This window comes from Staphylococcus sp. 191 (assembly GCF_011174885.1).
Taxonomy (GTDB): Bacteria; Bacillota; Bacilli; order Staphylococcales; family Staphylococcaceae; genus Staphylococcus; species Staphylococcus coagulans.
The window spans coordinates 22,069-45,687 of record NZ_PNRJ01000015.1 but is presented as its reverse complement, the minus strand read 5'-3'; the positions used below and the strand labels follow the sequence as shown (position 1 = coordinate 45,687).

23 protein-coding genes are annotated in these 23,619 nt (G+C 37.0%); 8 read left to right on the top strand and 15 right to left on the bottom strand.

Annotated features, from left to right (window positions below):
• Nucleotides 1-27: 27 nt before the first annotated feature.
• Nucleotides 28-336, bottom strand: coding sequence for a 30S ribosomal protein S10 (rpsJ, locus tag C1H58_RS09805; protein WP_001118667.1), 309 nt, complete (start codon nt 334-336; stop codon nt 28-30).
• A gap of 465 nt (nt 337-801) precedes the next feature.
• Here rpsJ and C1H58_RS09800 point away from each other — a divergent pair, with 465 nt between their 5' ends.
• Nucleotides 802-1,200 (top strand): hypothetical protein, encoded by a 399-nt coding sequence (locus C1H58_RS09800; protein ID WP_165546084.1) that lies wholly within the window; start codon nt 802-804, stop codon nt 1,198-1,200.
• 162 nt (nt 1,201-1,362) lie between these two features.
• On the opposite strand, the gene C1H58_RS09795 is transcribed toward C1H58_RS09800, so the two are convergent.
• Together C1H58_RS09795 and C1H58_RS09790 are read right to left on the bottom strand one after the other, a co-directional pair.
• On the bottom strand, nt 1,363-2,697 hold the full coding sequence (locus tag C1H58_RS09795; protein ID WP_050330236.1) for an NCS2 family permease: 1,335 nt from the start codon (nt 2,695-2,697) through the stop codon (nt 1,363-1,365).
• 118 nt (nt 2,698-2,815) lie between these two features.
• Nucleotides 2,816-4,948: a DNA topoisomerase III gene (locus C1H58_RS09790; protein WP_165546083.1), complete on the bottom strand. Its 2,133-nt coding sequence runs from the start codon at nt 4,946-4,948 to the stop codon at nt 2,816-2,818.
• Between the two features lie 283 nt (nt 4,949-5,231).
• Between C1H58_RS09790 and C1H58_RS09785 the strand changes: the two genes are divergently transcribed.
• Nucleotides 5,232-6,092 carry a GNAT family N-acetyltransferase gene (locus tag C1H58_RS09785; RefSeq protein ID WP_165546082.1) on the top strand — a complete coding sequence of 287 codons (861 nt, stop codon included), beginning with the start codon at nt 5,232-5,234 and terminating at the stop codon, nt 6,090-6,092.
• Nucleotides 6,093-6,242: 150 nt separating this feature from the next.
• Here the strand turns inward: C1H58_RS09785 and C1H58_RS09780 are convergent, their stop codons facing one another.
• Nucleotides 6,243-7,151 (bottom strand): AEC family transporter, encoded by a 909-nt coding sequence (locus tag C1H58_RS09780; protein ID WP_050345309.1) that lies wholly within the window; start codon nt 7,149-7,151, stop codon nt 6,243-6,245.
• Between the two features lie 118 nt (nt 7,152-7,269).
• On the opposite strand from C1H58_RS09780, the gene C1H58_RS09775 reads away from it, so the two are divergent.
• Nucleotides 7,270-7,437 (top strand): SE1832 family protein, encoded by a 168-nt coding sequence (locus tag C1H58_RS09775; RefSeq protein WP_016426344.1) that lies wholly within the window; start codon nt 7,270-7,272, stop codon nt 7,435-7,437.
• Nucleotides 7,438-7,482: 45 nt separating this feature from the next.
• The gene (gene mspA, locus C1H58_RS09770; RefSeq protein ID WP_165546081.1) at nt 7,483-7,800 is read left to right on the top strand and encodes a membrane stabilizing protein MspA; all 318 of its coding nucleotides are present in this window, start codon (nt 7,483-7,485) and stop codon (nt 7,798-7,800) included.
• A gap of 298 nt (nt 7,801-8,098) precedes the next feature.
• Here mspA and C1H58_RS09765 read toward each other — a convergent pair whose 3' ends face one another.
• From C1H58_RS09765 to C1H58_RS09755, 3 genes are all read right to left on the bottom strand, one after another.
• Nucleotides 8,099-9,265, bottom strand: coding sequence for an aminotransferase class I/II-fold pyridoxal phosphate-dependent enzyme (locus C1H58_RS09765; protein ID WP_165546080.1), 1,167 nt, complete (start codon nt 9,263-9,265; stop codon nt 8,099-8,101).
• Nucleotides 9,266-9,492: 227 nt separating this feature from the next.
• Nucleotides 9,493-12,663 (bottom strand): efflux RND transporter permease subunit, encoded by a 3,171-nt coding sequence (locus C1H58_RS09760; protein ID WP_165546079.1) that lies wholly within the window; start codon nt 12,661-12,663, stop codon nt 9,493-9,495.
• A 170-nt stretch (nt 12,664-12,833) separates the two neighbouring features.
• Nucleotides 12,834-14,102, bottom strand: a complete 1,269-nt coding sequence (locus tag C1H58_RS09755) for a lipid II:glycine glycyltransferase FemX (RefSeq protein WP_165546078.1) — start codon at nt 14,100-14,102, stop codon at nt 12,834-12,836.
• A 233-nt stretch (nt 14,103-14,335) separates the two neighbouring features.
• Between C1H58_RS09755 and C1H58_RS09750 the strand changes: the two genes are divergently transcribed.
• On the top strand, nt 14,336-14,590 hold the full coding sequence (locus C1H58_RS09750; RefSeq protein ID WP_050330225.1) for a hypothetical protein: 255 nt from the start codon (nt 14,336-14,338) through the stop codon (nt 14,588-14,590).
• Here the strand turns inward: C1H58_RS09750 and C1H58_RS09745 are convergent.
• Nucleotides 14,581-15,348, bottom strand: a complete 768-nt coding sequence (locus tag C1H58_RS09745; protein ID WP_050330223.1) for a VOC family protein — start codon at nt 15,346-15,348, stop codon at nt 14,581-14,583. The genes C1H58_RS09750 and C1H58_RS09745 overlap by 10 nt on opposite strands.
• Nucleotides 15,349-15,627: 279 nt before the next feature.
• On the opposite strand from C1H58_RS09745, the gene C1H58_RS09740 reads away from it, so the two are divergent.
• Both C1H58_RS09740 and C1H58_RS09735 read left to right on the top strand, forming a co-directional pair.
• On the top strand, nt 15,628-16,080 hold the full coding sequence (locus C1H58_RS09740) for a MarR family winged helix-turn-helix transcriptional regulator (RefSeq protein WP_165546077.1): 453 nt from the start codon (nt 15,628-15,630) through the stop codon (nt 16,078-16,080).
• Between the two features lie 207 nt (nt 16,081-16,287).
• Nucleotides 16,288-18,174, top strand: coding sequence for an endonuclease/exonuclease/phosphatase family protein (locus C1H58_RS09735; protein ID WP_165546076.1), 1,887 nt, complete (start codon nt 16,288-16,290; stop codon nt 18,172-18,174).
• Between the two features lie 107 nt (nt 18,175-18,281).
• Here C1H58_RS09735 and moaA read toward each other — a convergent pair whose 3' ends face one another.
• Genes moaA through C1H58_RS09705 form a run of 6 tightly spaced genes read right to left on the bottom strand, consistent with a single transcriptional unit; the run spans nt 18,282 to nt 22,374 of the window.
• On the bottom strand, nt 18,282-19,304 hold the full coding sequence (gene moaA, locus C1H58_RS09730) for a GTP 3',8-cyclase MoaA (protein WP_050330217.1): 1,023 nt from the start codon (nt 19,302-19,304) through the stop codon (nt 18,282-18,284).
• A 22-nt stretch (nt 19,305-19,326) separates the two neighbouring features.
• Nucleotides 19,327-19,938, bottom strand: coding sequence for a molybdenum cofactor guanylyltransferase MobA (gene mobA, locus C1H58_RS09725; RefSeq protein ID WP_165546075.1), 612 nt, complete (start codon nt 19,936-19,938; stop codon nt 19,327-19,329).
• 9 nt (nt 19,939-19,947) lie between these two features.
• On the bottom strand, nt 19,948-20,181 hold the full coding sequence (gene moaD, locus C1H58_RS09720; protein ID WP_050330214.1) for a molybdopterin converting factor subunit 1: 234 nt from the start codon (nt 20,179-20,181) through the stop codon (nt 19,948-19,950).
• Nucleotides 20,178-20,636 (bottom strand): molybdenum cofactor biosynthesis protein MoaE, encoded by a 459-nt coding sequence (locus C1H58_RS09715; RefSeq protein WP_037559482.1) that lies wholly within the window; start codon nt 20,634-20,636, stop codon nt 20,178-20,180. The genes moaD and C1H58_RS09715 overlap by 4 nt, the downstream gene beginning before the upstream one ends.
• 5 nt (nt 20,637-20,641) lie before the next feature.
• The gene (gene mobB, locus C1H58_RS09710) at nt 20,642-21,118 is read right to left on the bottom strand and encodes a molybdopterin-guanine dinucleotide biosynthesis protein B (RefSeq protein ID WP_060829536.1); all 477 of its coding nucleotides are present in this window, start codon (nt 21,116-21,118) and stop codon (nt 20,642-20,644) included.
• On the bottom strand, nt 21,115-22,374 hold the full coding sequence (locus C1H58_RS09705) for a molybdopterin molybdotransferase MoeA (RefSeq protein WP_165546074.1): 1,260 nt from the start codon (nt 22,372-22,374) through the stop codon (nt 21,115-21,117). Before C1H58_RS09705 ends, mobB begins: the two co-directional genes overlap by 4 nt.
• A gap of 69 nt (nt 22,375-22,443) precedes the next feature.
• Between C1H58_RS09705 and moaC the strand changes: the two genes are divergently transcribed.
• Entirely contained in the window at nt 22,444-22,923 is a 480-nt protein-coding gene (gene moaC / locus C1H58_RS09700; RefSeq protein ID WP_165546073.1) for a cyclic pyranopterin monophosphate synthase MoaC, read from the top strand.
• Between the two features lie 181 nt (nt 22,924-23,104).
• Here the strand turns inward: moaC and C1H58_RS09695 are convergent, their stop codons facing one another.
• Complete coding sequence (locus C1H58_RS09695) at nt 23,105-23,605, bottom strand: MogA/MoaB family molybdenum cofactor biosynthesis protein (RefSeq protein WP_165546072.1); 501 nt, start codon at nt 23,603-23,605, stop codon at nt 23,105-23,107.
• Nucleotides 23,606-23,619 lie beyond the last annotated feature (14 nt).

Genomic DNA, 23,619 nt, shown 5'->3' with positions numbered 1-23,619 from the left:
CGAAAGTCCACCTCCTAAAATTTTCTATTATAATTTAATTTCGATGTCTACACCTGATGGTAAGTTTAAGCCCATAAGCGCGTCAACTGTTTTTGGCGTAGGATTAACAATATCGATTAAACGTTTATGTGTACGTTGTTCGAATTGTTCACGAGAATCTTTGTACTTATGAACCGCACGAATAATTGTGTAAACTGATTTTTCTGTTGGTAATGGAATTGGACCAGAAACATCCGCTCCAGAACGTTTTGCAGTTTCAACAATTTTCTCAGCTGATTGATCAATCACACGGTGATCATAAGCTTTTAATCTAATTCTGATTTTTTGTTTTGCCATAATTTACCCTCCTTATACGTCTTCATTAAAGTGATAGACTTCTCCACGAAAACTATCTCACACAACGCCATGGCAAAGCGGCCGGGTGTGTCAGTAACCTTTCGCTTCATCGCATTTAAAGTCCAACATTAGACATGATACATGAAAACCGTTGACTTGGCAACCATTTCCCTAAAGTTTTTTATGTCTAATTCACATACCATGTTATTTTACTTGAAATACGGCTTAAGTTCAATAGTTTCAAAGAATTTTTTTCGTTATCATAGAGATAGTTTTTGTGAGTCATTGGATTACAGTTTATAATAGAAGAAAATGATCTTCACTGATAGATCATCATTTTTAAGTGTAGTTATTATTTCTGGTGAATCACTCGTGCGGTGTATGTAAAATGCTTAAACTTAAAGTTTTTTATTTAATGAGTGAGCCAGATTTGTCACTTCTTTTTAAAGATAGGAGGTGAATCGAGTGACTAAAAATTCTAAAACAGCCTTAATTATTCTTGCGCTAATTGCCTTAGTTTCTGAATTTATTGCTGGTTTCCCATTTTTTGGAGGCTGGTATGTATTAGCTTTAGGATGGCAGCCATTAGCTTTTAATGCTTTTATTTATTTGGTGATGGTTTTAATCTTTATCTTTGGTCAACAAAATACGATACGTCCTATGCTTTTAATTCCAGCATTTGGTATCGTAGCGAATGGTATCGCTATTATCCCTGTCATCGGCATGGTTTTACACTGGATTATGTTAATTTTGCTTATCTTTTTCTTTATGATCGTATTAGTCTCTCCAGTGTATATTCGTAACGCTAAAGCTACTGTGATTTACACAGATGAAGATCAAAATAAAACACAACACAATAAGTAATCTAAGTCATTATTTGAAGTATGTAAGCATACTTATAATTGTCAATGATTAGATATATACTTTAAATTTAAAACCTAAAAAAAGAAGTTAGATACATGAACAAGTCAAGCCTGTTCGTTCTAACTTCTTTTTTATATATACTTATATAACAATCTAATGAGTTTATCCGTGAACAAATACAAAATATAGAATAAAGATAACCAATAAACCGTACATAATAGGATGGACTTCTTTATGACGTTTCGTTAATAACATTGTAATAGGATAGAAAATGAAGCCACACGCAATCCCTGTCGCAATAGAATAAGATAAAGGCATCATAATAATTGTGACGAAAGCTGGCACTGCAACTTCAAATCGTTTCCAACTAATTTCCGCTAGACTAGAAGCCATCAATACCCCTACAACAACGAGTGCAGGTGTCGTTACTGCTGGTGTGACTACAGCCATTAGCGGATTAAAGAACAACGCAAGAAGGAAACAAAAGCCTGTAACAATACTTGCAAAACCTGTTCGAGCCCCTACTGCTACACCTGATGTCGATTCAATATAAGAAGTCGTCGTTGTTGTACCAAAAATAGCACCTGTCATCGTCGCAAGTGAGTCTGAAAACAACGCTCTCCCTGCACGAGGTAACTTGTTATCTTTCATGATACCTGCTTGTGAAGCGACGGCAACAATCGTTCCCGCAGTATCAAAGAAATCAATAAATAAAAATGTTAGGATGACAATTAAAAACTGGATTGTAAATAATTGTGATGGATCTTGAAATGATTCAAAAGCAGCACCAAATGTAGGCGCAATGCTAGGTACCTTACCTAAGACCGCATGTGGTGGTGCGATTTGTTGTGTCACTAAACCAGCAATCGCTGTGACTACCATACCAATAAATATTGCGCCTGGTACTTTCTTTGCATAAAGTACAACGGTAACGATAATCCCCACGATAGCAAGTAAAACGTTAGGGTCAGTGATTTTTCCTAGTGTTACAAGTGTCGCATCTTGATTTTTAATAATTCCTGAACTTTGTAATCCTACAAAGGTAATAAAAAGACCAATCCCTGCTGACACTGCCATCTTCATTTCATATGGGATGGCATTAATAATGGTTTCTCGCAATCCAGTTGCTGTTAGAATCGCAAAAATAAATCCAGAGAAGAACACACCTGTTAAACCTGTTTGCCATGGAATCCCCATTGTTAACACGACAGTAAAGGCAAAAAAGGCGTTCAATCCCATGCCCGGGGCAAGTGCAATAGGATATTTTGCAATGAGTCCCATAAATAAACAGCCTACAAATGCTGCTAATGCAGTCGCAACAAATACCGCACCTTGATCCATTTTTTGATCAGCTGGAACACCATCCACCCCTGCTAAACTTAAAACTTGTGGATTAACAGCTAAGATGTATGCCATTGATAAGAAAGTCGTCAAGCCACCTAGAATCTCTCGTTTATAATTCGTTTGATTCTCGTCAAAACGGAAATAATTTCTCACTTTAAATTTCTCCTTTTAATGAAATACTTTAACATTTTAATACGATTACTCACGAATTTCAATATGAGAAACGAACTTTAATTGATAAAATTAGATTTTTGTTCGATTTTTAGCTTACTTATAAGTTTAAACCTTTCAATGCATCTTTGAATGGATTGTTTTCCAACGTATCCTCTTTCATATACTTTTTCATATCTTTTCTATTTACTTTATCTTTGCCTTTATTTTTAAATCTTTTATCCATTTGCACTTGCGATTCAGTATAGCCACACGAACAACGATACGTTGCTTGTTTACCTGTACCAAATTTAGTCAAACGTTTTTTACATTGCGGGCAACGCGCTTTGGTTTGAGTTTTAACATCTTTTTTAGTTTTACATGATGGATCTTGACAGACGAGCATTGAGCCGTTTTTCGTTTTTACTTTTAACATAAACTTTCCACATGTCGGACATTCTGCAGATGTTAAATTATCATGCTTATATTTTTGTTCACTCGATTTAATCGTATGAATGATTTCATTTGTAAAAGCTTTCATTTCTTGAATAAACTGTTTGCGTTGATACTGCCCCTTTTCAATTTGAAGCAGTTTATCTTCCCATTGCGCCGTTAAGCGTGGCGATGTAAGTGATTCAGGCGCTAAATCTAATATTTGCTTTCCTTTAGAGGTGACCTTAATTTTTCCGTCTTGACTTTCAATTGCGTTCATATGAAAAAGTTTATCTATAATATCCGCACGTGTTGCCACTGTACCGATACCGCCAGTCACTTTAAGTGTTTGTGCTGATTTTTTATCTTTTAAATCAAAGTATTTATCTGGTCGTTCCATCGCTTTTAATAGAGAGCCTTCATTAAAATAAGGTGGCGCTGATGTTTCATGCGTTTTAATAACATATTCATTCACGGTTAACTGTTCACCTTGCTCAAACTGAATTAGCGGATGGCTCGTATCTACATTTTCTTGTAAAGCCTTAAAGCCCATGTCTATCGTTTCTTTGGATTTATACAGAAACGTTTTGCCCATGAGTTCTATTTCGACTTGTGTTTCTCTATAGCGATAAGGAGCAGATAAAGCTTCCAAAAAGCGCTGAACAATCAATAGATAAATTTTCTTTTCTTGTGTTGATAAATCTGCCATGTTTGCGCGTACTTCTGTAGGTATAATGGCGTGGTGATCAGATACTTTTTGATTATTTACAAAAGACGATTGTTTCGTGTAACGTTGATTCATCAGTCCGCGTGCATGCGGTTGATATTCTGTTCCCATTGTCGCCTGAATACGCTCTTTTAAAGTATCTACCATGTCTGTTGTTAAGTAACTTGAATCTGTACGCGGATATGTGACAAGTTTATGCCGTTCATAAAGTTGTTGTAGTGTGTTCAATGTCTGTTTTGCGCCTAAACGATAGCGTTGATAAGCGGCTTGTTGTAAATCTGTTAAATTAAACAATGGCGCCGGATATGTTTTCTTCTCTTTCGTCACGACTTTTTTCACGAGCGCTTGCGCATGATTCACTTTTTGAGCTAGTTTTTCTAATTGTGCACGTTCATATATCCGCTTCTCATGCTGATAGACAAACGTTGCCCCTTTCACATTGATTTCAAGCGTATAATAATGTTGCGACTTAAAATGCTTTATCTCTTCTTGTCTCATTGCTACTAACTGAATAGTAGGCGTCTGAACACGGCCTAGTGAGAGTTGGGCATCATACTTCGTTGTTAATGCACGTGTTGCATTAATTCCGACAATCCAGTCAGCTTCACTTCTTGCTAATGCCGCTTGATAAAGGTCACTGTATGCTCGACCATCTTTCAATTTTTTAAAGCCTTCTTTGATTGCTTTGGTTGTTACTGAACTGATCCATAAACGCTTGATTGGTTTTTTAACATGAGCTTTTTCAATAATTAAGCGTGCAACTAACTCCCCTTCGCGTCCAGCATCTGTGGCAATAATTATTTCATTGACATCATTTCTTTTCATCAAATGTTGAACCGTGTTGAATTGTTTTCTCGTTTTACCAATGACAACAGTTTTCATATGCTTCGGTATAATAGGTAAATCATTCAATTGCCAGCGTTCATATTTTTTATCATATTGCTCTGGTGTTGCATTTGTCACAAGGTGACCTAATGCCCAGGTCACAATATAACGTTGATTTTCAAAGTAACCTTCTTTCTTTGAGTTAACACCTAGCGCTTGTGCAATGTCGCGCCCTACTGAGGGCTTTTCTGCTAAAATGAGTGACTTCATTAATTGTTCATTCCTCCATCAAAAACACTTCTTCATTTTTATTGTAACACGCCCTATCAAAATTTATAGAAAAGGTTGAGCTCGTTTCAAATGTCTCACATTCATCCTTCATAACTATTAAACCTCGATACTCACGTGTTAAGCACTGAATCACTGAATTCATCACCTACAAACATATCGAAGTCTATTCTTCTTACACGTTTATTTCAGTGGACATACGCCTTTCATTTCAAATCGAAAAAAACTTATAATAAGATAAAGTATCATACTAAGGAGGCGCACGATGAAGATTAGTCAAGTCACTCCCAGTCGAGAAATTGCGTCATTTATACAAAATTATGCCACTGAAAAACAATCGTATACAAATAAACTGCCACTTAATCATATTGATGCTTTAGAACATTTTTCAGAAACAGCTGATGGTGAAATCAGTATATTTGTCGTTGAAGAAGCCTCAGACATTAAAATGGTTTTACTGTGCATGAGCTACGCGGAAAACCGTTATAAAGTAATCGGTCCTATTAAACAGAAAAATTATACATCTTCTGGAGAAGTATTTAAGCAGTTATTTGATCAAATGACAGCACAACATACGCAACCTTCTACCTATTATTTTGCATTTTCAGTTCATCATGAATTAATCAAAGACTACATGAAAAACATTGGCGCATCTTATACGTTTACAGATTATCATTTAGAAACGAGTCAAGATTTGGGCGAAACCGACAACTTACGTCACATTGTTCCATATGCTAAAGCGTATCATCGCTATTTCCAAAAATTACATGAAGATACGTTTACACATCATGCGATGACAGCAAAAGAAATTATCGCATCACTAGATGATCAACATGAACTCGTCCTTTATATGGCAGAGGGCCTTTTAAAAGGTTACTTATATTTAATCTATGACGAAGAACAACACCATGCTGAAATTAAATATTTTTCTAGTCATTCAGACTATCGTTTAAAAGGCATCGCTTTTGATTTAATCCAACATGCAATACATCGTGCTTTATCTCGTCCTCAAATAGACCGTGTGTATTTTAAAATACGCAGTAAAAATCATCGCTTAGTTACTCGTTTTCATGAACTCGGCTTTAATATTACTTCAGAATATCAAAAGTTCAAGATATATCAATAAAAGTGTAAATAGCCCATCTTAGACGATTCGATCGACTTGCAAGCATTTATAAAAGAAGCGTAGGCAACTTGACTTGCCAACGCTTCTTTTATATACCTATTCAATCTCGCGTTTTTAATTAATGTTCGAGTTTAACTTATCCTTCCCCAATCAGACAAACAGATATTGATAGACGTACAAAATAACAATACTTATTACAATGGTTACATTACTGGCCATAGCAATGACGGGTAGCGTTTTATATTTAAATTGAACCGCATACGAAAGTGCTGCAACACCTACAGGCAATAACCAAGTCAATTGTAATGTCGTTTTAACCATCTCATCTTGGACAGGTAGAAAATAATACACAAGCGTACCAAACAAAATACCGAAACCATAATGTATGACGAGATATTTTAGAGTCAATGGTAAAAATTGACGTTCGATTTTAAAGTCCATTAAAACACCTAATAAAATCATTGACAATGGTAAATTTGCGTGTCCTAAAATCTCGAAAAAGTGAATTGCAAAACTCGGTAAGTGTAATTGCAAAAGATTAAGCGTCAACATCAAGATATACGTCATTAGTGGGACTGACTTGAGCATATTGAGTCCGACTTGTTTAGGATTAAATCCGCCACCCACTTGCTTAAAATAACTCGCTGCAAAATAAGTCAAACCAAACATGACAATGGCTCCACCAATATCTGCCATACCAAAATAAAGCAAGCCCTTTTCTGGCCAAATTTGCTGAACGAGTGGATAGGCAAAAATACCAATATTTAAAGCCGCCATCATCATTGCTACCGTACCTCTGATTTCGTTATTATATTTAATAAAGAGAATAACGATAAGTATTTTAGTGATGATACCGTATACCAACATCATGATTGGAAGTATGGTGAGTGACGGATTTAAAGTCACATGATTTAAGTTTACAATGACCACTGCGGGAAGTGTCACATTTAAAACAAGTACAGAAAGAACGTGACTCTCATGTCCCTGAATAAACCCGATTCGCTTAAGTACGTAGCCTACAGCAATGAGAAGTAAAATCATTAAGAAATTCTCTGTCATGCTACACCCCCTAGAAAATACCTTTCAAAAATTACTTAATTCTATGTTACTGTAAAACGTTTTAATAAAGCAATGTGAACATGCTATAATAGTAGAGATTCATTCAAGGAGGAAACTTATGGATTTAGAAAATCAGTTACAAGAACTTAAGCTGGATTACATTCGTATACAAGGAGATATAGAGAAACGCGAATCAACTTCACAGCAAGTAGATCCACTCGTTAGACAACTTGAGCACATCGAACATCAAATTGCTGACATTCGCGCTGAACTACAACAGCAGTAATGTCCCACAATGCCTTAATAGGACGATACAGAAAGGATGTACTTCATGTTAGCTTATCTTATCTTACTTCCACTGATGTACTTAATCGTAGGATATATCAGTATCTTTAAATTACAAATCGCGATGCCTAAAATATTACGCGCGATTATGGGAATTTTATTAATTATCGTTGTTGCGACTTCTCTCATTTACTACCCTGCACAAACTTGGTGGTTATTTGTCGTACTCTTACTACTGATTGGTAATGTTGAAATAACAGCCTTCAAACATTCTAAAGGAGACGAAAAAGGGGTTCAAATTTTAAATATGATGACCCTTTTTATACTCGTTATTTATATCATCGTCGCTTTTATTTTTGTATAAATCCATGCATAATTATCATTAGATGATATAACGTCTAACCATCAAACCAATAAGCACAGCACGTCTATGTTGAGATATGACCACATCTCAACCTATTTTAGCTTTTATTACAAGTATTCAGAAAGAGGCTGGGACTTCAATCCCAAAATAAATAGCGCTAAGATGATCTTTAATAGAAAATCGTCTTAGCGCTTCTTTTTATGATAAAACACTTTATTTATTTCAAACTTTTTCGTAAGTTCCGGTTTCTGTAACGCGCCATTCTTTTTATTCGTCAAAAAACAATCAATTTAACCTCTTATTTTGCAGAATCGTTTTGATATAAAGCTTTCAAAGAAATTAATCTTTCTAATGCGGTATTTAATTGCGCTTCGTCGATAGCAAAAGAAATTCGAACGTAGCCCTCCCCTTCTTCACCAAAAGGGTGACCAGGCGCCGCAAGTATTGACTTTTCTTGTAACAAATAGTCTATGAACGCATCGCTAGTAAATCCATTTGGACATTGTAACCAGAGGAAAATGCCCCCTTTGATAGGTTCATGTGGAATCTCTGCTTCATTTAATGTTTTTTCGATTAAATCACGACGATGGCCAAACACACGACTCTGCTCATTTAATACATCATCGCATTCGTTTAATGCCACTGTACAAGCATCTTGTAATGCACCATACATACCGGCTTGTGTATGGGTATGATATTTTTGTAAATTTTCAATCATTTCAGCGTTTCCGACGGCGAATCCAACGCGATAGCCAGACATATTATAGCCTTTAGAAAAAGAAAACACTTCAACAGCACAAGACTTTGCACCTTCAGCCTGTAGAATACTCGGATTGGGTTGGTCAAATCCAAAGGCTTGATACGCAAAATCATGAACAATTTTCGTCTTCGTTTCTTTAAAACGATCAATTGTGTCTTGGAAAAAGGCTTTTGTAGCTACCGAACCTGTTGGATTATTTGGATACGTCAAATAAATAAGGCGTGTATTTGTCGTGTCTACCACATTCCAATCGGGTAAGTAATGACGTGCTCTAGACAGTTTCAATGGTTTAGGCTGTCCTTTTGCTAATAACACACCCGCAAGGTAATCCGTATACCCGGGATCTGGCAATAGCACTTCATCCCCTGGTTCAATAACACATGTCGGCAAGGCCACTAAACCGTTCTTCGTACCATAGAACAGACAAACTTCCTTTTCTGGGTCTAAAGTGACACTAAACTGACGTTGATAAAAATCAACAATAGCTTGCTTAAAGGTCGCTTTACCTTGGAATGCTAAATATTTCTGATTTTCCGGCTTCACAATAGCCTCTTGTAAAGCTTTAATAATCACATCTGGTGTATCAGCATCAGGTATTCCTACTGCTAAATTAATTAAGGGTAAGGGGCCGTGTTCAACCTTCTTTCCCATTGTTTTACCAAAATAACTATCTGGAATCTCACTGAGTATTGTCGTGTACGCCATCCTATCGTCCCCCTTATTGTTATGGCTAATCGAAATTACGCTTAGTTCTTTTTAAACGTCTAAGTAGAGATAACCGAATTGAAATGCTCAATACTTGTAGCGACTTCAATTCGGAATGCTCTTCATCACTCGCCGTCATTTCAGGCTTCAACATGATGACTCTATCCAATGTTTAGAGAATTGATAATGATTCTATATTACAAAAGCTCTTACTGAACGTCAACGACTTATGAACGATGCTGACGTCGCATTAATTTATTTCTAAGAGTGAATAAGATTTCATAAATAACAGGGACCACAACAAGTGTCAATATTGTTGATGATAAAAGTCCACCGATTACTGTGGCAGCAAGTCCTTTTGAAATCAAAATTGAATTGTCTTGACCAAACAATAATGGAATAAGTGCACCAATCGTAGCTATCGCAGTCATCAAAATCGGACGAATCCTTGTGCCCCCCGCTTCAAGTAACGACTCTTTCATCGACATACCTGACTTTTCATTATTAATCACTCTATCAATTAGTACAATTGCATTTGTCACAACAATACCAATTAACATCAATAAACCGATCATACTAGGTACAGAAAGTGTTTCTCCTGTTAAGATAAGCGCAAGGACAACACCAATCACGGTATATGGTAGCGCAAACAAAATTGTAAATGGTGCGAGCCCGCCTTTAAATGTAAGGACAAGCACTAAATAAACAATAATAATGGCAGCAAGCATCGCAAATGCGAGTTGTGAAAATGCTTCTTCGATGTCTTTATTTGTACCACCTACAGAAGTATGCACATCACTTGGTGTTTTAACTTTGTTCACTTGTTTGTTAACCTCTTGCGCAATAGAACCGACATCTTTCCCAGAAATCGTAGCAGAAACGGTACTTGTGTAATCTCCGCCTTCTTTAACGAGTTTATTCGGTGTTGATGATGTTTTTAACGTTGCAACATCACTCAATTTCAAGTTCTCACCTGTTGGGGATGGTAATGGCGTTTGTTCTAATTTATCTTTTGTCCAATTCGTTTGTTTATCACGTTTAACGACAACATTGTACGTATGATTTTTCTCTTTCACTTTTGAAATGGTCATGTCAGGAATATTTTGATTGAGCATCATTGCGAGTTGCGCTGATGTGATACCTGTTTTACCTGCTTTATTCGGATCGACTTGAACTTCATATTGGTCATATGTTTCTGTTAAATCTGATTTGACATTCGTTAAACCAGATACTTTGTCCATTTTCTTTTCGACCGCTTTGACAGTGCCTTCAATTTCTTCTGTAGAAGGACCTGTAACTTGGACTTCTAAAGTATTGGATTTGCCTCCTGTGCCCATATCAAGGTTTTTCCAATCTCCCGGGTGATGATAGGTCTTAATATGATTCAAGACACGGTCAGGCTCCTCTTTAAAATTAGGCGTATGTGTATCATATTTCACCATCATTGCCATACTATTCGTTGAACCTGTTGGATCGATTGGCGACGCGCCTCCAACTGAATATTGTACATGTTGAACATGTTTCTGCTTAGACAAATATTTTTCGACTTGTTCGGCATGATGTAAAACACCTTGCTCCGTTTCACCTGGTTTTGGTGAATATGTCAGTGCCATAAATTTATCTTCCCCAGTAGATATGAAACTTGTTCCTACTTTCATCGTACCTAAGACCACACTTCCCACTAATAACAGTGTGCTTAAAATAATGACAATCCATTTATGATCTAAGCTCCAGCTTAATACCTTTTTATAGTAGCGACTGATGACACCGAGCTCTGACTTCGGTTGACGCTTAATCCCATTCTTAAAGAATACAGATCCCAGTACTGGAACAATCGTAATAGAAACTAATAAGGACGCAAGTAAACTAAATGTGACAGCATAGGCAAACGGTCTAAACATTTGTCCAACAGAGCCTGTAACGAAAGCTAAAGGTGCAAAAACGACAATCGTTACAAGCGTTGAAGACATAATCGGAATAAAGACCTCTTTCGTTGCAGAAATAATTAAATGATCACCAGAAAGCGACTCCTCTTTCCTTGTGAGTCTCCGGTAAATATTTTCAATAACAACAATTGAGTCATCAATGACACGACCCACTGCAACAGTTAAAGCACCTAGCGTCAAAATATTTAAAGAGACGTCAGTCAGTTTTAATGCCACTATAGCAATGAGAATTGACAATGGAATCGAAACTACAGATATAGCCGTCATTCTTACATTTCTAAGGAACAGTAAAATAACGATGATAGCCACAATTGCGCCGAGTAATGCTTTTTCAATCATGGTATTTAAAGCGTCTTTAATCGGTTTTGCAGTATCCATAATTTGTACGGATTTTAAATCTTTGTGCTGTTTAATAAAATCCTTCACCGTTTTTTCAACTTCATTTGCGACAGCTACAGTGTTTGCATCTTGTGCTTTAATAATTTGTACATCGACAGCATCTTTACCATTCGTTCTTGAAATTGACTCTCTTTCGTCTGCTAGTTTCACATCTGCGAGTTTTTTTAACGGCACAGATTGAGTTGCGTCCGCTGCATTTGCAGATTGTCCTGACGCAGGCTGTGCTGACGACGATTGTGTTGACTGCAATGCCTGATTCTCTTTTTTATCATCACCCTGCTGTTCAGGACGACTTGATGATTGAGAAGCGATGGCTAAAGGAATCTCCATATTTTTCAGTGCATCGACAGAGGTATATTGACCGTCAATGACAATCGATTTTTCTGTATCACCAAATTGAAATAATCCTAACGGTGATTTTTTGGTCGCTCCTTCAATATAATCTGAAACTTGTTGTGCATTAAGCCCTGCCTTTTGTAACTTTTGTTCATCAAATTTAACAGTCACTTTACGTTCCGTTTGTCCGTTGACAGTTGCTCGTTGCACGCCATCAATTGTTTGAAGCTTAGGAATTAATTGCGATTCTACTTCTTTCGTGCTCACTTTAACATCGTGATCATGCAAAATAGAGTATGCGACAACAGGAAAAGCATTAACTGTACTTCTTCGGATTTCTGGTTCTTGCACACCATCTGGAAAATCGATTTTCTTCAAAGCTTTTTCGATATCTTGTTCTGCTTTATCAAGATTCGTTTTTTCATCAAAATTTACAGTTACCATTGAAGCATTGGAGAGTGATTCCGTTTTTACACTTGTCACACCTGCCATGCCACGTATTTCTTCGTCAATAGGGTTACTGACTTCTTTCATAACCGTTTCTGGTGTTGCACCTGGCATTGTTGTAGTTAACGTCATTGTTGGAGGTTCAGTATCTGGTAAAAGTTCTAACTTCATTTTAAAACTCGCATAGGCCCCACCCAATACGATGAGTATCACCATTAACATGATTGCAAATTTATTTGACAATGAAAAATCTATCAATTTTTTGACCAAGTTTAACGCGCCCTTTCTCCCGCATTCATTCTTAAGTAGCGTTTATCCATCATTTTTTAAAAGTTTATTTCGCAATTGTCTTATGTAACGCAAAAATACTGCTCAAACATAAGCAATGATAACCGTACGGCGTATTATCATTGTTAAAGTGAACAGTGTCTTGCTTTAATTTAGTTTTCTTTATTTCGAAACGCTTTAATCCGGCGAACCAGTTTGATTTTTAAATGTGTGAGTTGTGGTTTAAATTGCTCAACCGCTTTATAAACGATTGGGTTTAACACATAATCAAACTCCCCTATTTTTTCACTTAAGTGTGTACCCCATGCTTTTTTAAATGCCCACAAGCCATAGTGACTTGAATCTTTATCGGGTTGATTGTCTGTACCACCAAAATCATAAGTCGTTGCACCTTTTTCACGTGCATATTGCATCATTCTAAATTGCATATGGTGATTTGGTAAAAAATCACGATAATGATTAGAAGATGCACCATATAAGTAATAAGATTTCTGACCGGCAAACATCAATAGCGCGCCTGAAAGGTATATTCCATCAGGATGCGTACGTTCTAGCGATTCCATGTCTTTAATCAATGCACTATTCTTATCACGCTTTTGTTGTGCATCTTTTAATTTATTACGCACTTTTTTATTGGCTTGATCTTTTTCCGATAGCCCCTGAATCTCTTGTTCTAATTTTTCTTGCTCATCACGCAAGTCTTTTAATACAGGCTTAGGCTCAAGTTTAACTAAGAAAAGTTCTGCGTCACCATCTGGATGTAGCGCATCATAAATCGTTTCAAAATATGAAACATCACGTGTTAAGAAACCATCTCTTTCACCCGTTTCTTTCATTAAATTAGCAAATATTTTTAAATCTTTGCGTCCTTTGCGCTCTACTTTCGTTCCGCGTTTAAGTGCAAGTCTTACTTTTGAACGATTGCGGTTCTCAAAGCTTTGGATAAGCGCATCATCACTTTTATCGATAGGCGTCACCATGGTCATTCGCGGTTGAATATAGTCTTTTGCGAGGCCTTCTTTAAACCCTTTATGCTTAAATCCTAAATCTAATAAATCTTGCACTACAGTCATCCCTTGCTCAACTTCAACATCGGGATCAATTTTAATTGTGTAAGCTTTTTCATCTTTCGCGACTTTGATAGCCTCGACCAGTAAAGTCTTGAGTGCCCGTTGATCTGAATAATCAACGACAAAGCCTCGTGAAGCGTAGCATAGTGTATACGGAAGTTTCGGTATTTTTTTAAATAGTAATTGGGCAACTCCTTTAATTTCACCATTTTCTCCGACTGCAATTCGCTTCGCATACCAACCTGTCAGCTTTTTAGTTTCTCCCCATTTTGTCAATTGTAATAAATCGCCATTCGGATGACTTTTAACAAAGGCGTCATGTGCTTGATCAGTAATATTCATTAATTTCATTTTGACATTAATACTCCTTTAAATTATGGTCTTTATTTATTTTTTAGTATAATCAATCATACGTATCATTGAATTATCAATGAGATAGACATTTCAATTTTAAAATGAGGAAGCCTACTTGTCATCCAAACGGAGCAGATTCAAGTTCAAAATTGTTATGACACACTTTCTCTCATTTAAAAGGGATTGCAAGTAACAAGCAATCATCTAATACAATCACTGGAGGTACTTAAATGCGCAATATCATACTTATTTTTTTATCTATTGTAAACTTAATCATTATAGAAATCACACTTAGCTTTAATACCGGAATAGATTACTTAAGTTTGCGCATTATTTTTGTTGCTTTTTCATTAGTTACGAGTGTCTATATGATTTTACTTTATCGAACATCGAAGCAACTTATTATTGCGCTTATAGCCGTTTTCATCTCGCTTATTCATATATTGCTTATCATACGTATCGTGTTTCAGGCGATTTATTCTTGAGGTGGTACGAATTGATAATTTGCACCCCGTGTCCGAATTGAGACTGGAGAATCAATGGTTTGATCGACAAACTGTACCGTATCGATCGCATCATCTTTACCCTCTACAATTTTAAATTTCACCTTTTTTGCTGGACTATGTAATATTGTATAGCGATCAGCAGTTTCTACCGTTTCCATATCAAACCATTGCTTCCAGTTTTCTACCATTGTTTGGCGTTGATGAGACAAGAACGTAACCATGTCGATTTTAAAGTTAGTTTGAAAGTTTTCTTCCAATTCAGCTTCTCTTTCTTCATCTGTTTTTTGCCACTGGATAAAAAATGGCATCATCATATCAAAATGATGGTTATTGACGTATAAAAGTTGCCATTGAACCGAATGCCCCTTTTTATTTTCACGTGTCATTGTAATAGGACCCACTGTTTCCAATCCACGCGCTTCGAACGCTTTCTTAAGTTTGACAATATCATGCGTTCTAAAGCAGAGCTTTTTAAAACCTTGCTTATAATCACTTTCCATAATGGCCTTCGCAAATGAATATTTACCATTTTGCGTTTTTGATTGTTGCTTCATTTTCCCTTGATTATAAATATCTAACAACTCAATATAGGATAAATCAATCTGAACTAAGCGATTGAATGTTCCTAGCGATTCATGTTGGCCGCCATATTGAATTTCTAAATATTTCCCAGGAAATTCAAAACGCTTTAAACCATGTATATAATGAATGATATGATCCAATTCTATATCTATCATTTACTTACCTCCCACTTCGCAAGCCTTTGCTTCATTTTAACAAATATCATTCATGAAATCTCGATATACACTTAATTTAGCACGATACGTTTGATACCTATTATATTGCTACCCCATTCATCATGCATCCATTTAAAATCTTTGAAACTATGCTTGAACAATCTATGTTAAATCAAATAGATACGATTCATATATAAAGATATAGTAAACGCTCTGCTTTTTCGTCTATTTAGATGACATGATATAATCAAGCTATTACGCAACAGAAAGGAAATCCTTATGAAACCTTCAGTATTGTTTGATGATTTGATGAAACTTCATCGTCCATATATTAAATATGTCCAACCTTTATTGAATGAATATGATTTACACTCTGCACAATGGCTTGTATTAAAAGATATCGCTGCCCATCCCAACACAACACTCGTCCAAATTTCAAAGCGTCGTTCAATTGAGAAGCCGACGACACGAAAAATATTGAAAGTACTCAATGAAAAGAACTGGTTGACTATCCAAACTGGCGAAGACAAAAGAGAAAAATTGTTAAATCTCTCTTCATCAGGTCGATTATTACACGATACTTTAGCGCAGCGCATTACTGAGCTACAAATGTCACTCTTAAACGAACTTTATTTATCAGATCAAGAAGTTTTAGCAGCAACCAAACTGATTGATCAAATTTACCATATCCTCCTTAAACATTTAGAACACAATGAAGAAAATAAAAAATAATAACTTAAAGTCATACGAGTCACAAAACGAGACTCATATAGACGATATCTCTTCACAAATATAGCAATTTAACGCTTTTAGCATCATCAACTTATTTGTAGTGAGAAATTACCCTACTTCATCTCTATATTTTACTCAATTTTTACATTCTTTATATTCCTCTTTTGATATACTAAATATGAAATATATATTTTAGGAGGCAATCTATTGAAAAAGAAGTTAATTGGTAAAACTGTTGTTTTAAGCTTATTGCTGGCGCCCCCTGTTTTTCACGCGCAAAATACGTTCGCTAATGCACAAGGACAAGCACAATCAACACATTCTATTCAAATTCATGATGTTCAAGGTGCAGGACACTTCTCACCTTTGAAAGGACAGCATGTTCACAATGTTGAAGGCATCGTTACATACCAATATCAAGTAAAGGGGAATCATTATTTTCATTTACAAACACCTGACAAATATAAAGACAAAGACCCTAATACGTCAGAGGGGATTATAGTTTATGCAGGCCACTCTGCACCGTCCGTCAAAGTAGGTGACCTTGTGCAAGTTTCAGGTATGGTTGATGAGTATGCAATCGAAGGTTATGATACAAAGCAACAAACAGATCTGCCGGTCACAGAAATTGATGCACGTACTTCTAAAAATGGAAATATTAAAACATTAAAACATGATCAACCTTTACCAAAACCGATTAAAATAAAAAAAATACCTAAAACCATCGCATCTGATCAACATTTCTCAGTATATAATCCTAAAAAATACGCGATAGATTATTGGGAATCGTTAGAAGGTATGCGTGTGCAAATAGGAAATGTTCGAAGTGTAGGCCCACAATCTCACGGAGAAGTTTTTACTGTTTTAAATCGCAATCGCCAAGAAACTAAAAATGGTGGCGTGTTATTAAAAGAAGACAATCAAAATGGGCAACGTATCGCTTTTAAAATGAATGATAGCAAAAATCGTGCTCATCAATTTAATGTCAATACGGGGGACTACTTCAAAGGGCCTCTCATCGGTTATGTCAATTATAGTTTCCAAAACTATAAAATCAATATTGACTCAAAAGAGATGGAAGTCGCATACCGAAAGGGTAAAGCACAACAACAAGGCACTTACCTTAAACCTTCTGAAAATAAATTGTCTGTTGCATCATATAATCTTGAAAACTTTTCAAATGATGTGAAAACGTCAAGTCAAGATAAAGCTCAAAAATTAGCTAGAGGCATTGTTACCGATATGAAAAAACCTGATATTATCGGTGTTACAGAAGTGCAAGATAACGATGGACCTGGCAAAGGCGGCCCCGAAGCCCAAGCTTCATATGAGCGTCTCATTAAAGCAATAGAAGCGGCTGGTGGTCCAACCTATCGCTACGTGAACATTGATCCTAAAATGAATGTCGATGGTGGTCAACCGGACGCTAATATTCGTGTCGGCTTCCTATACAATCCAGATCGTGTTAAATTTGATGATCAAATCAAACCTGGTGATGCTGATACAGCCGTCGCATATCGAAATAACCAACTAACACATAACCCTGGACGTATTTCACCACAGGATCCAGCCTTCAAAGAGGTTCGAAAATCTTTAGCTGCACAATTTGAATTCAAAGGCCAACAAGTCATTGCCATCGCAAACCATTGGAAATCTAAACGCGGTGATGATGGTTTATTCGGACGTCACCAACCTGTCAACGTTCGCACTGAACCTCAACGTATTGAAATTGCAAAACGTGTAGGTGCATTTGTCGCACAAGTTCAACAACAAAATCCTCAAGCGCATGTGATTTCTGTTGGAGATTATAACGATTTTCAATGGACACCTTCGTTGAAAACATTTGAAAGTTATGGCCTTAAAAATATGGTCAATACAGTGCCTAAGAAAGCAAGATATTCTTACGTATATCAAGGTAATACACAAACATTAGACCATGTTTTAGTGTCTAAACATTTGGCACCCCAAACATGTCTTGATATGATTCATGTTAATAGTGATTTCACTGAAATGTCTGGCCGTGCGAGTGACCATGACCCATTACTTGCGCAAATCGACTTATCAAAATATATTAAGAAGCAACATAAAAAATAATGCTACAACTTTAAAAACCCTTCAAAAGTCACATGAAAGATGAGACCTTGAAGGGTTTTATTTGATTATGAGGCAATCTTGACATCTCAGTCTATCTGCGCTGTCGATTAACCCCCGATGTAGTTCATATTTATTTTATTCTTACGGCGACGCGCAACAGTTTGTGCTGTACGTTCATCAGAGTAACGGTCATCACGGACATGCCATAACTGTTTAAGTTGTGCTATGATCTCCTCATCTGTCATCTGGCTTCTTAAAAGTTGTCGCACATCGAATCCATTGACACTGCTAAACAGACAGCCATAAAATTTACCATCGGATGAGAGTCGTGCACGTGTACACGTTGAACAAAATGAGTCAGAAACGCTTGTAATCAAGCCGAATTTGGACTGAGCGCCTACGTATCGATAATACTTTGCAACTTCTCCAAAGTATTTAGGTGGCTCTGCTTCTACCTCAAATTCCTTATGAATCATTTCTAACATTTCATCTTTTGTCACAACTTTACTAAAATCCCATCCGTTATCATTACCTACATCCATGAATTCAATAAAACGTATTGTAACATCTTTATCTTTAAAATAATGGAGCATTGGAATAATTTGATTATCATTAATCCCTTTTTGGATAACGACATTGACTTTAACTTGTAAACCAATAGCGACTGCATAATCAATTTGTTCAAGTATTGTTGAAGCTTTAATACCACGATTGTTAATCGACTGAAATACCGGATCTTCAATAGCATCTAAACTGACATTGATTCTTCTTAATCCAGCATCATACAACTTTTGTCCATGCTTTTTAAGTAACAAGCCATTGGTTGTCACGCCGATATCTTCTATTCCTTCTATCGCATTAATTTGAGCGATTAATCGATGCAAATCACGGCGCAGTAATGGTTCTCCACCGGTGATTCTTACCTTTTTCACACCTAATTGTGCATAAAGTCGTGTAATTCTCGTAATCTCTTCAAAACTCAATAATTGATCTTTAGGTAAAAAGACATAATCATCCCCGAAAATTTCTTTTGGCATACAGTAATCGCATCGAAAATTACATCGATCTGTGACGGAAATGCGCAAATCACGAATGGGTCTTCCCAACTTATCTAATATTTGTTCAGCCATTTTGCGCCCCCCTTTTTTTCCATTACTCTATCATTTCTGCTTCTAAAGTTGCCAAATCATCTTGGTAGTTAATATTTTTAAACCAATAACTTGGGCCGTTAATTGAATCTGCATCCAACCAATCGGTAGAAACTTGTTCATAAACATGCTTCATACTTAAATCATCCGATTGAAGCACTTGTTCAATAACCGTAAATACACGTTTATGATAAAAGGCAATCGTAGGTATTGGTGCCCCTTCATTTGCAAACCCTGCAATATCTAAATGTTCTTCTATAAGATTAGAGACCATAAATTGATAAAGCTGGCTAATCGCTTTTTTAGTAACCATCGGCGTATCCACCGAAATAACGAAGTAAACATCTTCCATTTCATCTTGAACCATCGCACTATAAATACCTGCAAGAGGTCCCTTACCGCGATGATTTGCATCATCAATGACCACTTGTGCTTTTTGCGCTTCGAATTGCATAGCCAAACTTTCATTCGTACTAATAATAATATCACTGAACATATTTGTTTCTTGTAGCGTATCGATTAACTTATGATAAAAGGGTGTGCCTTTAATTTCTGCAAATGCTTTGGGTGAACCAAACCTTTCGGAGTGACCACCTGCTAAGATGATAGCTTTCATGATTTGTTTTTAACCTCCACTGACTGGTGGTATGAGCGCAACCACATCGTTCGGCTGTATCACATCATCCACTTGAGCAAAATCTTCGTTGATTGCCACTTGGAATTTTTTCCCTTGAATGGCAGGATAATTTTGATATAAATGTTGTTTCAAAGCTGTGACCGCAATCGGATGATCAAAGTGGAATGTTTCTTCAGATTGACCTAATAATTCTTTGATTTCGGCAAAGTATAATACTTTCACGACTGCTGTCCTCCCTTTTGAATTGCATCTTCATGGTACCCTTTTTGGTGTCCTTGCCATTCAGCACCATCTTCCCATATTTCTTTTTTCCATATTGGAACCATTTCTTTTATACGTTCTATCGCGTACTCATTCGCTTGGTATGCATCTTTTCGATGCGGCGATGACACACTAATACAAACCGCAATGTCCGAGATTTCTAACGCACCAATACGGTGACCAATTGCAGTTATTGTGCCTGGCCAACGCTCAGCAATCTCATCACCAATTTGCTTCAATTTATTTTCAGCCATCGGAACATAAGCTTCGTATTCAAGATATTGTGTCCGTATGCCTTTGGTCCACTCACGTACATGTCCTGTAAAGACAACAATCGCCCCTTGCTTTTCATTCAAAGTGTACATGCGATATTGTTCAGGATTGAGTGGTTCCGTTGTAACTTCAAACTGTTTCAATCTCTTCATCCTTTATTATTTTGCACCCACGTATCAAGCCATCTTTCAAATTGACCAAATTCATCGACAACTTTATCTCTATGCAGTGCATATTTTACATTACTCAATCTATTTAACTGTTCAAATTCCGCTTGATTACGATATAAAACCACTTTATCATAATCAGCATCCTTATACCCTTCAACTAGAATAATACTGTCATCAATGGTAACACATTCACCGATCAAAGTCTGTAAACTCATTTCATCATAGCGTTGTATTGATTCTATATATTGATGACCTTGAACAATACTTTGATCTGCGCCCGCATTAAAATGTCGCATGTGATCTACATGCTCATGTGGTAGTGTAATCTCTTCATGTGCATGGCCATGATGCTTAATCGTAACGACAGGATAGCCTAATCTTTTAAAATGTTTTACGATTCGAGATACAATTGTTGTTTTACCTACATCTTTATAGCCGACCACTTGTAAAATCATAAAAACAGTTCCTGTTGATAGGCTTCAGATGATGTGAGCACGACACTTACTTGATGCCCCTTCTGGAACCCTCTTGTTCCGCCAGGCAATACCATCATCGCATTACTATGCGCAATAGATACTACGGCACCAGATTTGTTAAAACCTGATGGTGAAACAGTGGCTTCACGCCCTGTCAAAACAACATTGGCACGTACAAATCTTGTAAATGGGTTGGCCTTTTTAAAGTCTTCCATTAATGTAGCACGGATGACTGCTGGATAATAGCGTTGTGCATGCATCATATGATAAATGGCTGGTTTAACGAAAAGCTCAAACCCTGAATAACATGCAGATGGATTGCCCGATAAGCCGAACAAATATTTTTCGTTCGCAACAGCGACAGTTGTTACACTTCCAGGTCTCATTGCAACCTTATTAAACAGGACCTCTGCGTTTAAAGCGCGATAGATGTCAGGTAAATAATCATAATCACCGACCGAGACGCCCCCAGTAGTTATCACGATGTCATGTTTCTGATGCGCTTCTTTGACAACAGCTAAACTGCTGTCAAAATCATCTTCTTGAATCCCATATAACGTGCCTTCAATTCCTTCTTTACGCAACAGTGCATGAATCATAGGTCCATTCGAATTTCTAATCTTTCCAGGCTCTAACGGTGCGTCAATATCGAGCAGCTCACTGCCAGTGGCGATGATAGCGACACTTGGCTTTTGAAAGACAGGAACGTCGACATAACCGAATGTAGCTAATACGGCCACCACACCAGCATTAATGCGTTGACCTTTTGTCAGTACAACATCCCCTTCACGTGTCTCTTCACCCATCATGGAGATATTCTCATTTTTATTGAAAGGTTTGCGAATAGTAAAACCTGATTCGCTTTCAACAGTTTGTTCTAGCATAACGACCGCATCGGCACCTTGTGGAATTTCTGCACCAGTCATAATACGGACAGCTTCCCCTTTTTGTAATTTTTGAGTTGAGACCGCACCTGCGCCGATATGATCAACCACTTTAAATGCTTTGCGATGGTCATGACTCGCACCTTGTGTATCTTCACTGCGCAATGCAAATCCATCATAGGGCGATTTATCAAAGCGTGGAATTGCATAAGTGGCAACAATATCTTCTGCTAAAATATAGCCTTCACTTTCATATATGTTGACCTTTTTGGCAGACAACAAAATATTTTGTTTCACAACACGTTCAATAGCCTCCATCACTGGAATGGGGTGTCTCTTTTCTATTGGCATTCCGCATACACTCCTAACAAATTAAAAGATTCATGCTATACTAACCTTGCATCATTAAGGAGGAATAGCATGTCTGAATTTACACATCTAAACGAACAAGGTAACGCCAAAATGGTCGATGTTTCTGATAAAAATACGACCCAACGTACTGCCATTGCTCACGCAAGCATCCAAGTAAATGCGACAATTTATGAACAAATCATTCATAATTCTAATAAAAAAGGAAATGTCTTGAATACTGCACAAATTGCAGGAATCATGGCAGCTAAAAACACGTCAAACATTATTCCTATGTGTCATCCACTCGCACTGACTGGTATTGATATTGCTTTTGACTGGGAAATGAAGGACGCTGAATACCGACTTCATATCGACGCCACTGTTTCAACGACTGGAAAAACAGGTGTTGAAATGGAAGCACTGACTGCCGCCTCTGTCGCAGCACTAACGATTTACGACATGTGTAAAGCTGTCGACAAAGGGATGATTATTGGCGAAACTTACTTAATCAAAAAAACAGGCGGAAAATCAGATTTTAGTCGTCACTAGCTCTATTACCAAATGTAGATAATGGTCTTATTCAATCAAGTGGGCCACTCAAGTCATTCCTATTTCTTACTTTATGCGTTGCCCGCTTGATTAAATTGCAATATGTGCACAGTAAATCACTAAACTGTCTGAAAACCACATTTTCTCTTCAAAACACTCTTCTTTTTACTCTCCGTTAATGCTAACGATTCATTTCATGAACGAGATGATTGATTTCAGGTAAGATCAATCGATTCATTCCCAACTTAACTGCGCCTGTCGAACCCGGCAAACTAAAAATTAATGTTTGACCTGCCGTACCGCCTATAGCTCTTGATAATAAAGCCCGTGTACCGACGTCTTCTACAAAGCTTAAATAACGGAAGAGTTCACCAAAGCCTTCGATTTCTTTCGTCAGTAACGGTCGTACCGCTTCGATAGTGACATCCCTAGGTGCAATTCCTGTCCCACCTGTCGTTATAATGACATCGAGCGGCTCTGTTAACCATCGCTTAAGTTGTGATTCAATTGCAGAGCGGTCATCTTTAACAATTTGATAGTGTTCGGGCTGAACCACACAATTCGTTGTTTGTAACAACGTTTGAACGAGTTGCCCCCCTTTATCTGTATCAACAGTTCTTGTATCAGAAACTGTAAGTACAGCACAACGTATTTCACGATTGAGCTTTACATTCGTATGCATTGAATAACCTCCTT

Coding starts and splice junctions, on each gene's coding strand:
- rpsJ (WP_001118667.1), bottom strand. CDS start 336: ATGGCAAAACAAAAAATCAGAATTAGATTAAAAGCTTATGATCACCGT.
- C1H58_RS09790 (WP_165546083.1), bottom strand. CDS start 4,948: ATGAAGTCACTCATTTTAGCAGAAAAGCCCTCAGTAGGGCGCGACATT.
- C1H58_RS09785 (WP_165546082.1), top strand. CDS start 5,232: ATGAAGATTAGTCAAGTCACTCCCAGTCGAGAAATTGCGTCATTTATA.
- C1H58_RS09780 (WP_050345309.1), bottom strand. CDS start 7,151: ATGACAGAGAATTTCTTAATGATTTTACTTCTCATTGCTGTAGGCTAC.
- C1H58_RS09775 (WP_016426344.1), top strand. CDS start 7,270: ATGGATTTAGAAAATCAGTTACAAGAACTTAAGCTGGATTACATTCGT.
- mspA (WP_165546081.1), top strand. CDS start 7,483: ATGTTAGCTTATCTTATCTTACTTCCACTGATGTACTTAATCGTAGGA.
- C1H58_RS09765 (WP_165546080.1), bottom strand. CDS start 9,265: ATGGCGTACACGACAATACTCAGTGAGATTCCAGATAGTTATTTTGGT.
- C1H58_RS09755 (WP_165546078.1), bottom strand. CDS start 14,102: ATGAAATTAATGAATATTACTGATCAAGCACATGACGCCTTTGTTAAA.
- C1H58_RS09750 (WP_050330225.1), top strand. CDS start 14,336: ATGCGCAATATCATACTTATTTTTTTATCTATTGTAAACTTAATCATT.
- C1H58_RS09745 (WP_050330223.1), bottom strand. CDS start 15,348: ATGATAGATATAGAATTGGATCATATCATTCATTATATACATGGTTTA.
- C1H58_RS09740 (WP_165546077.1), top strand. CDS start 15,628: ATGAAACCTTCAGTATTGTTTGATGATTTGATGAAACTTCATCGTCCA.
- moaA (WP_050330217.1), bottom strand. CDS start 19,304: ATGGCTGAACAAATATTAGATAAGTTGGGAAGACCCATTCGTGATTTG.
- mobA (WP_165546075.1), bottom strand. CDS start 19,938: ATGAAAGCTATCATCTTAGCAGGTGGTCACTCCGAAAGGTTTGGTTCA.
- mobB (WP_060829536.1), bottom strand. CDS start 21,118: ATGATTTTACAAGTGGTCGGCTATAAAGATGTAGGTAAAACAACAATT.
- C1H58_RS09705 (WP_165546074.1), bottom strand. CDS start 22,374: ATGCCAATAGAAAAGAGACACCCCATTCCAGTGATGGAGGCTATTGAA.
- moaC (WP_165546073.1), top strand. CDS start 22,444: ATGTCTGAATTTACACATCTAAACGAACAAGGTAACGCCAAAATGGTC.
- C1H58_RS09695 (WP_165546072.1), bottom strand. CDS start 23,605: ATGCATACGAATGTAAAGCTCAATCGTGAAATACGTTGTGCTGTACTT.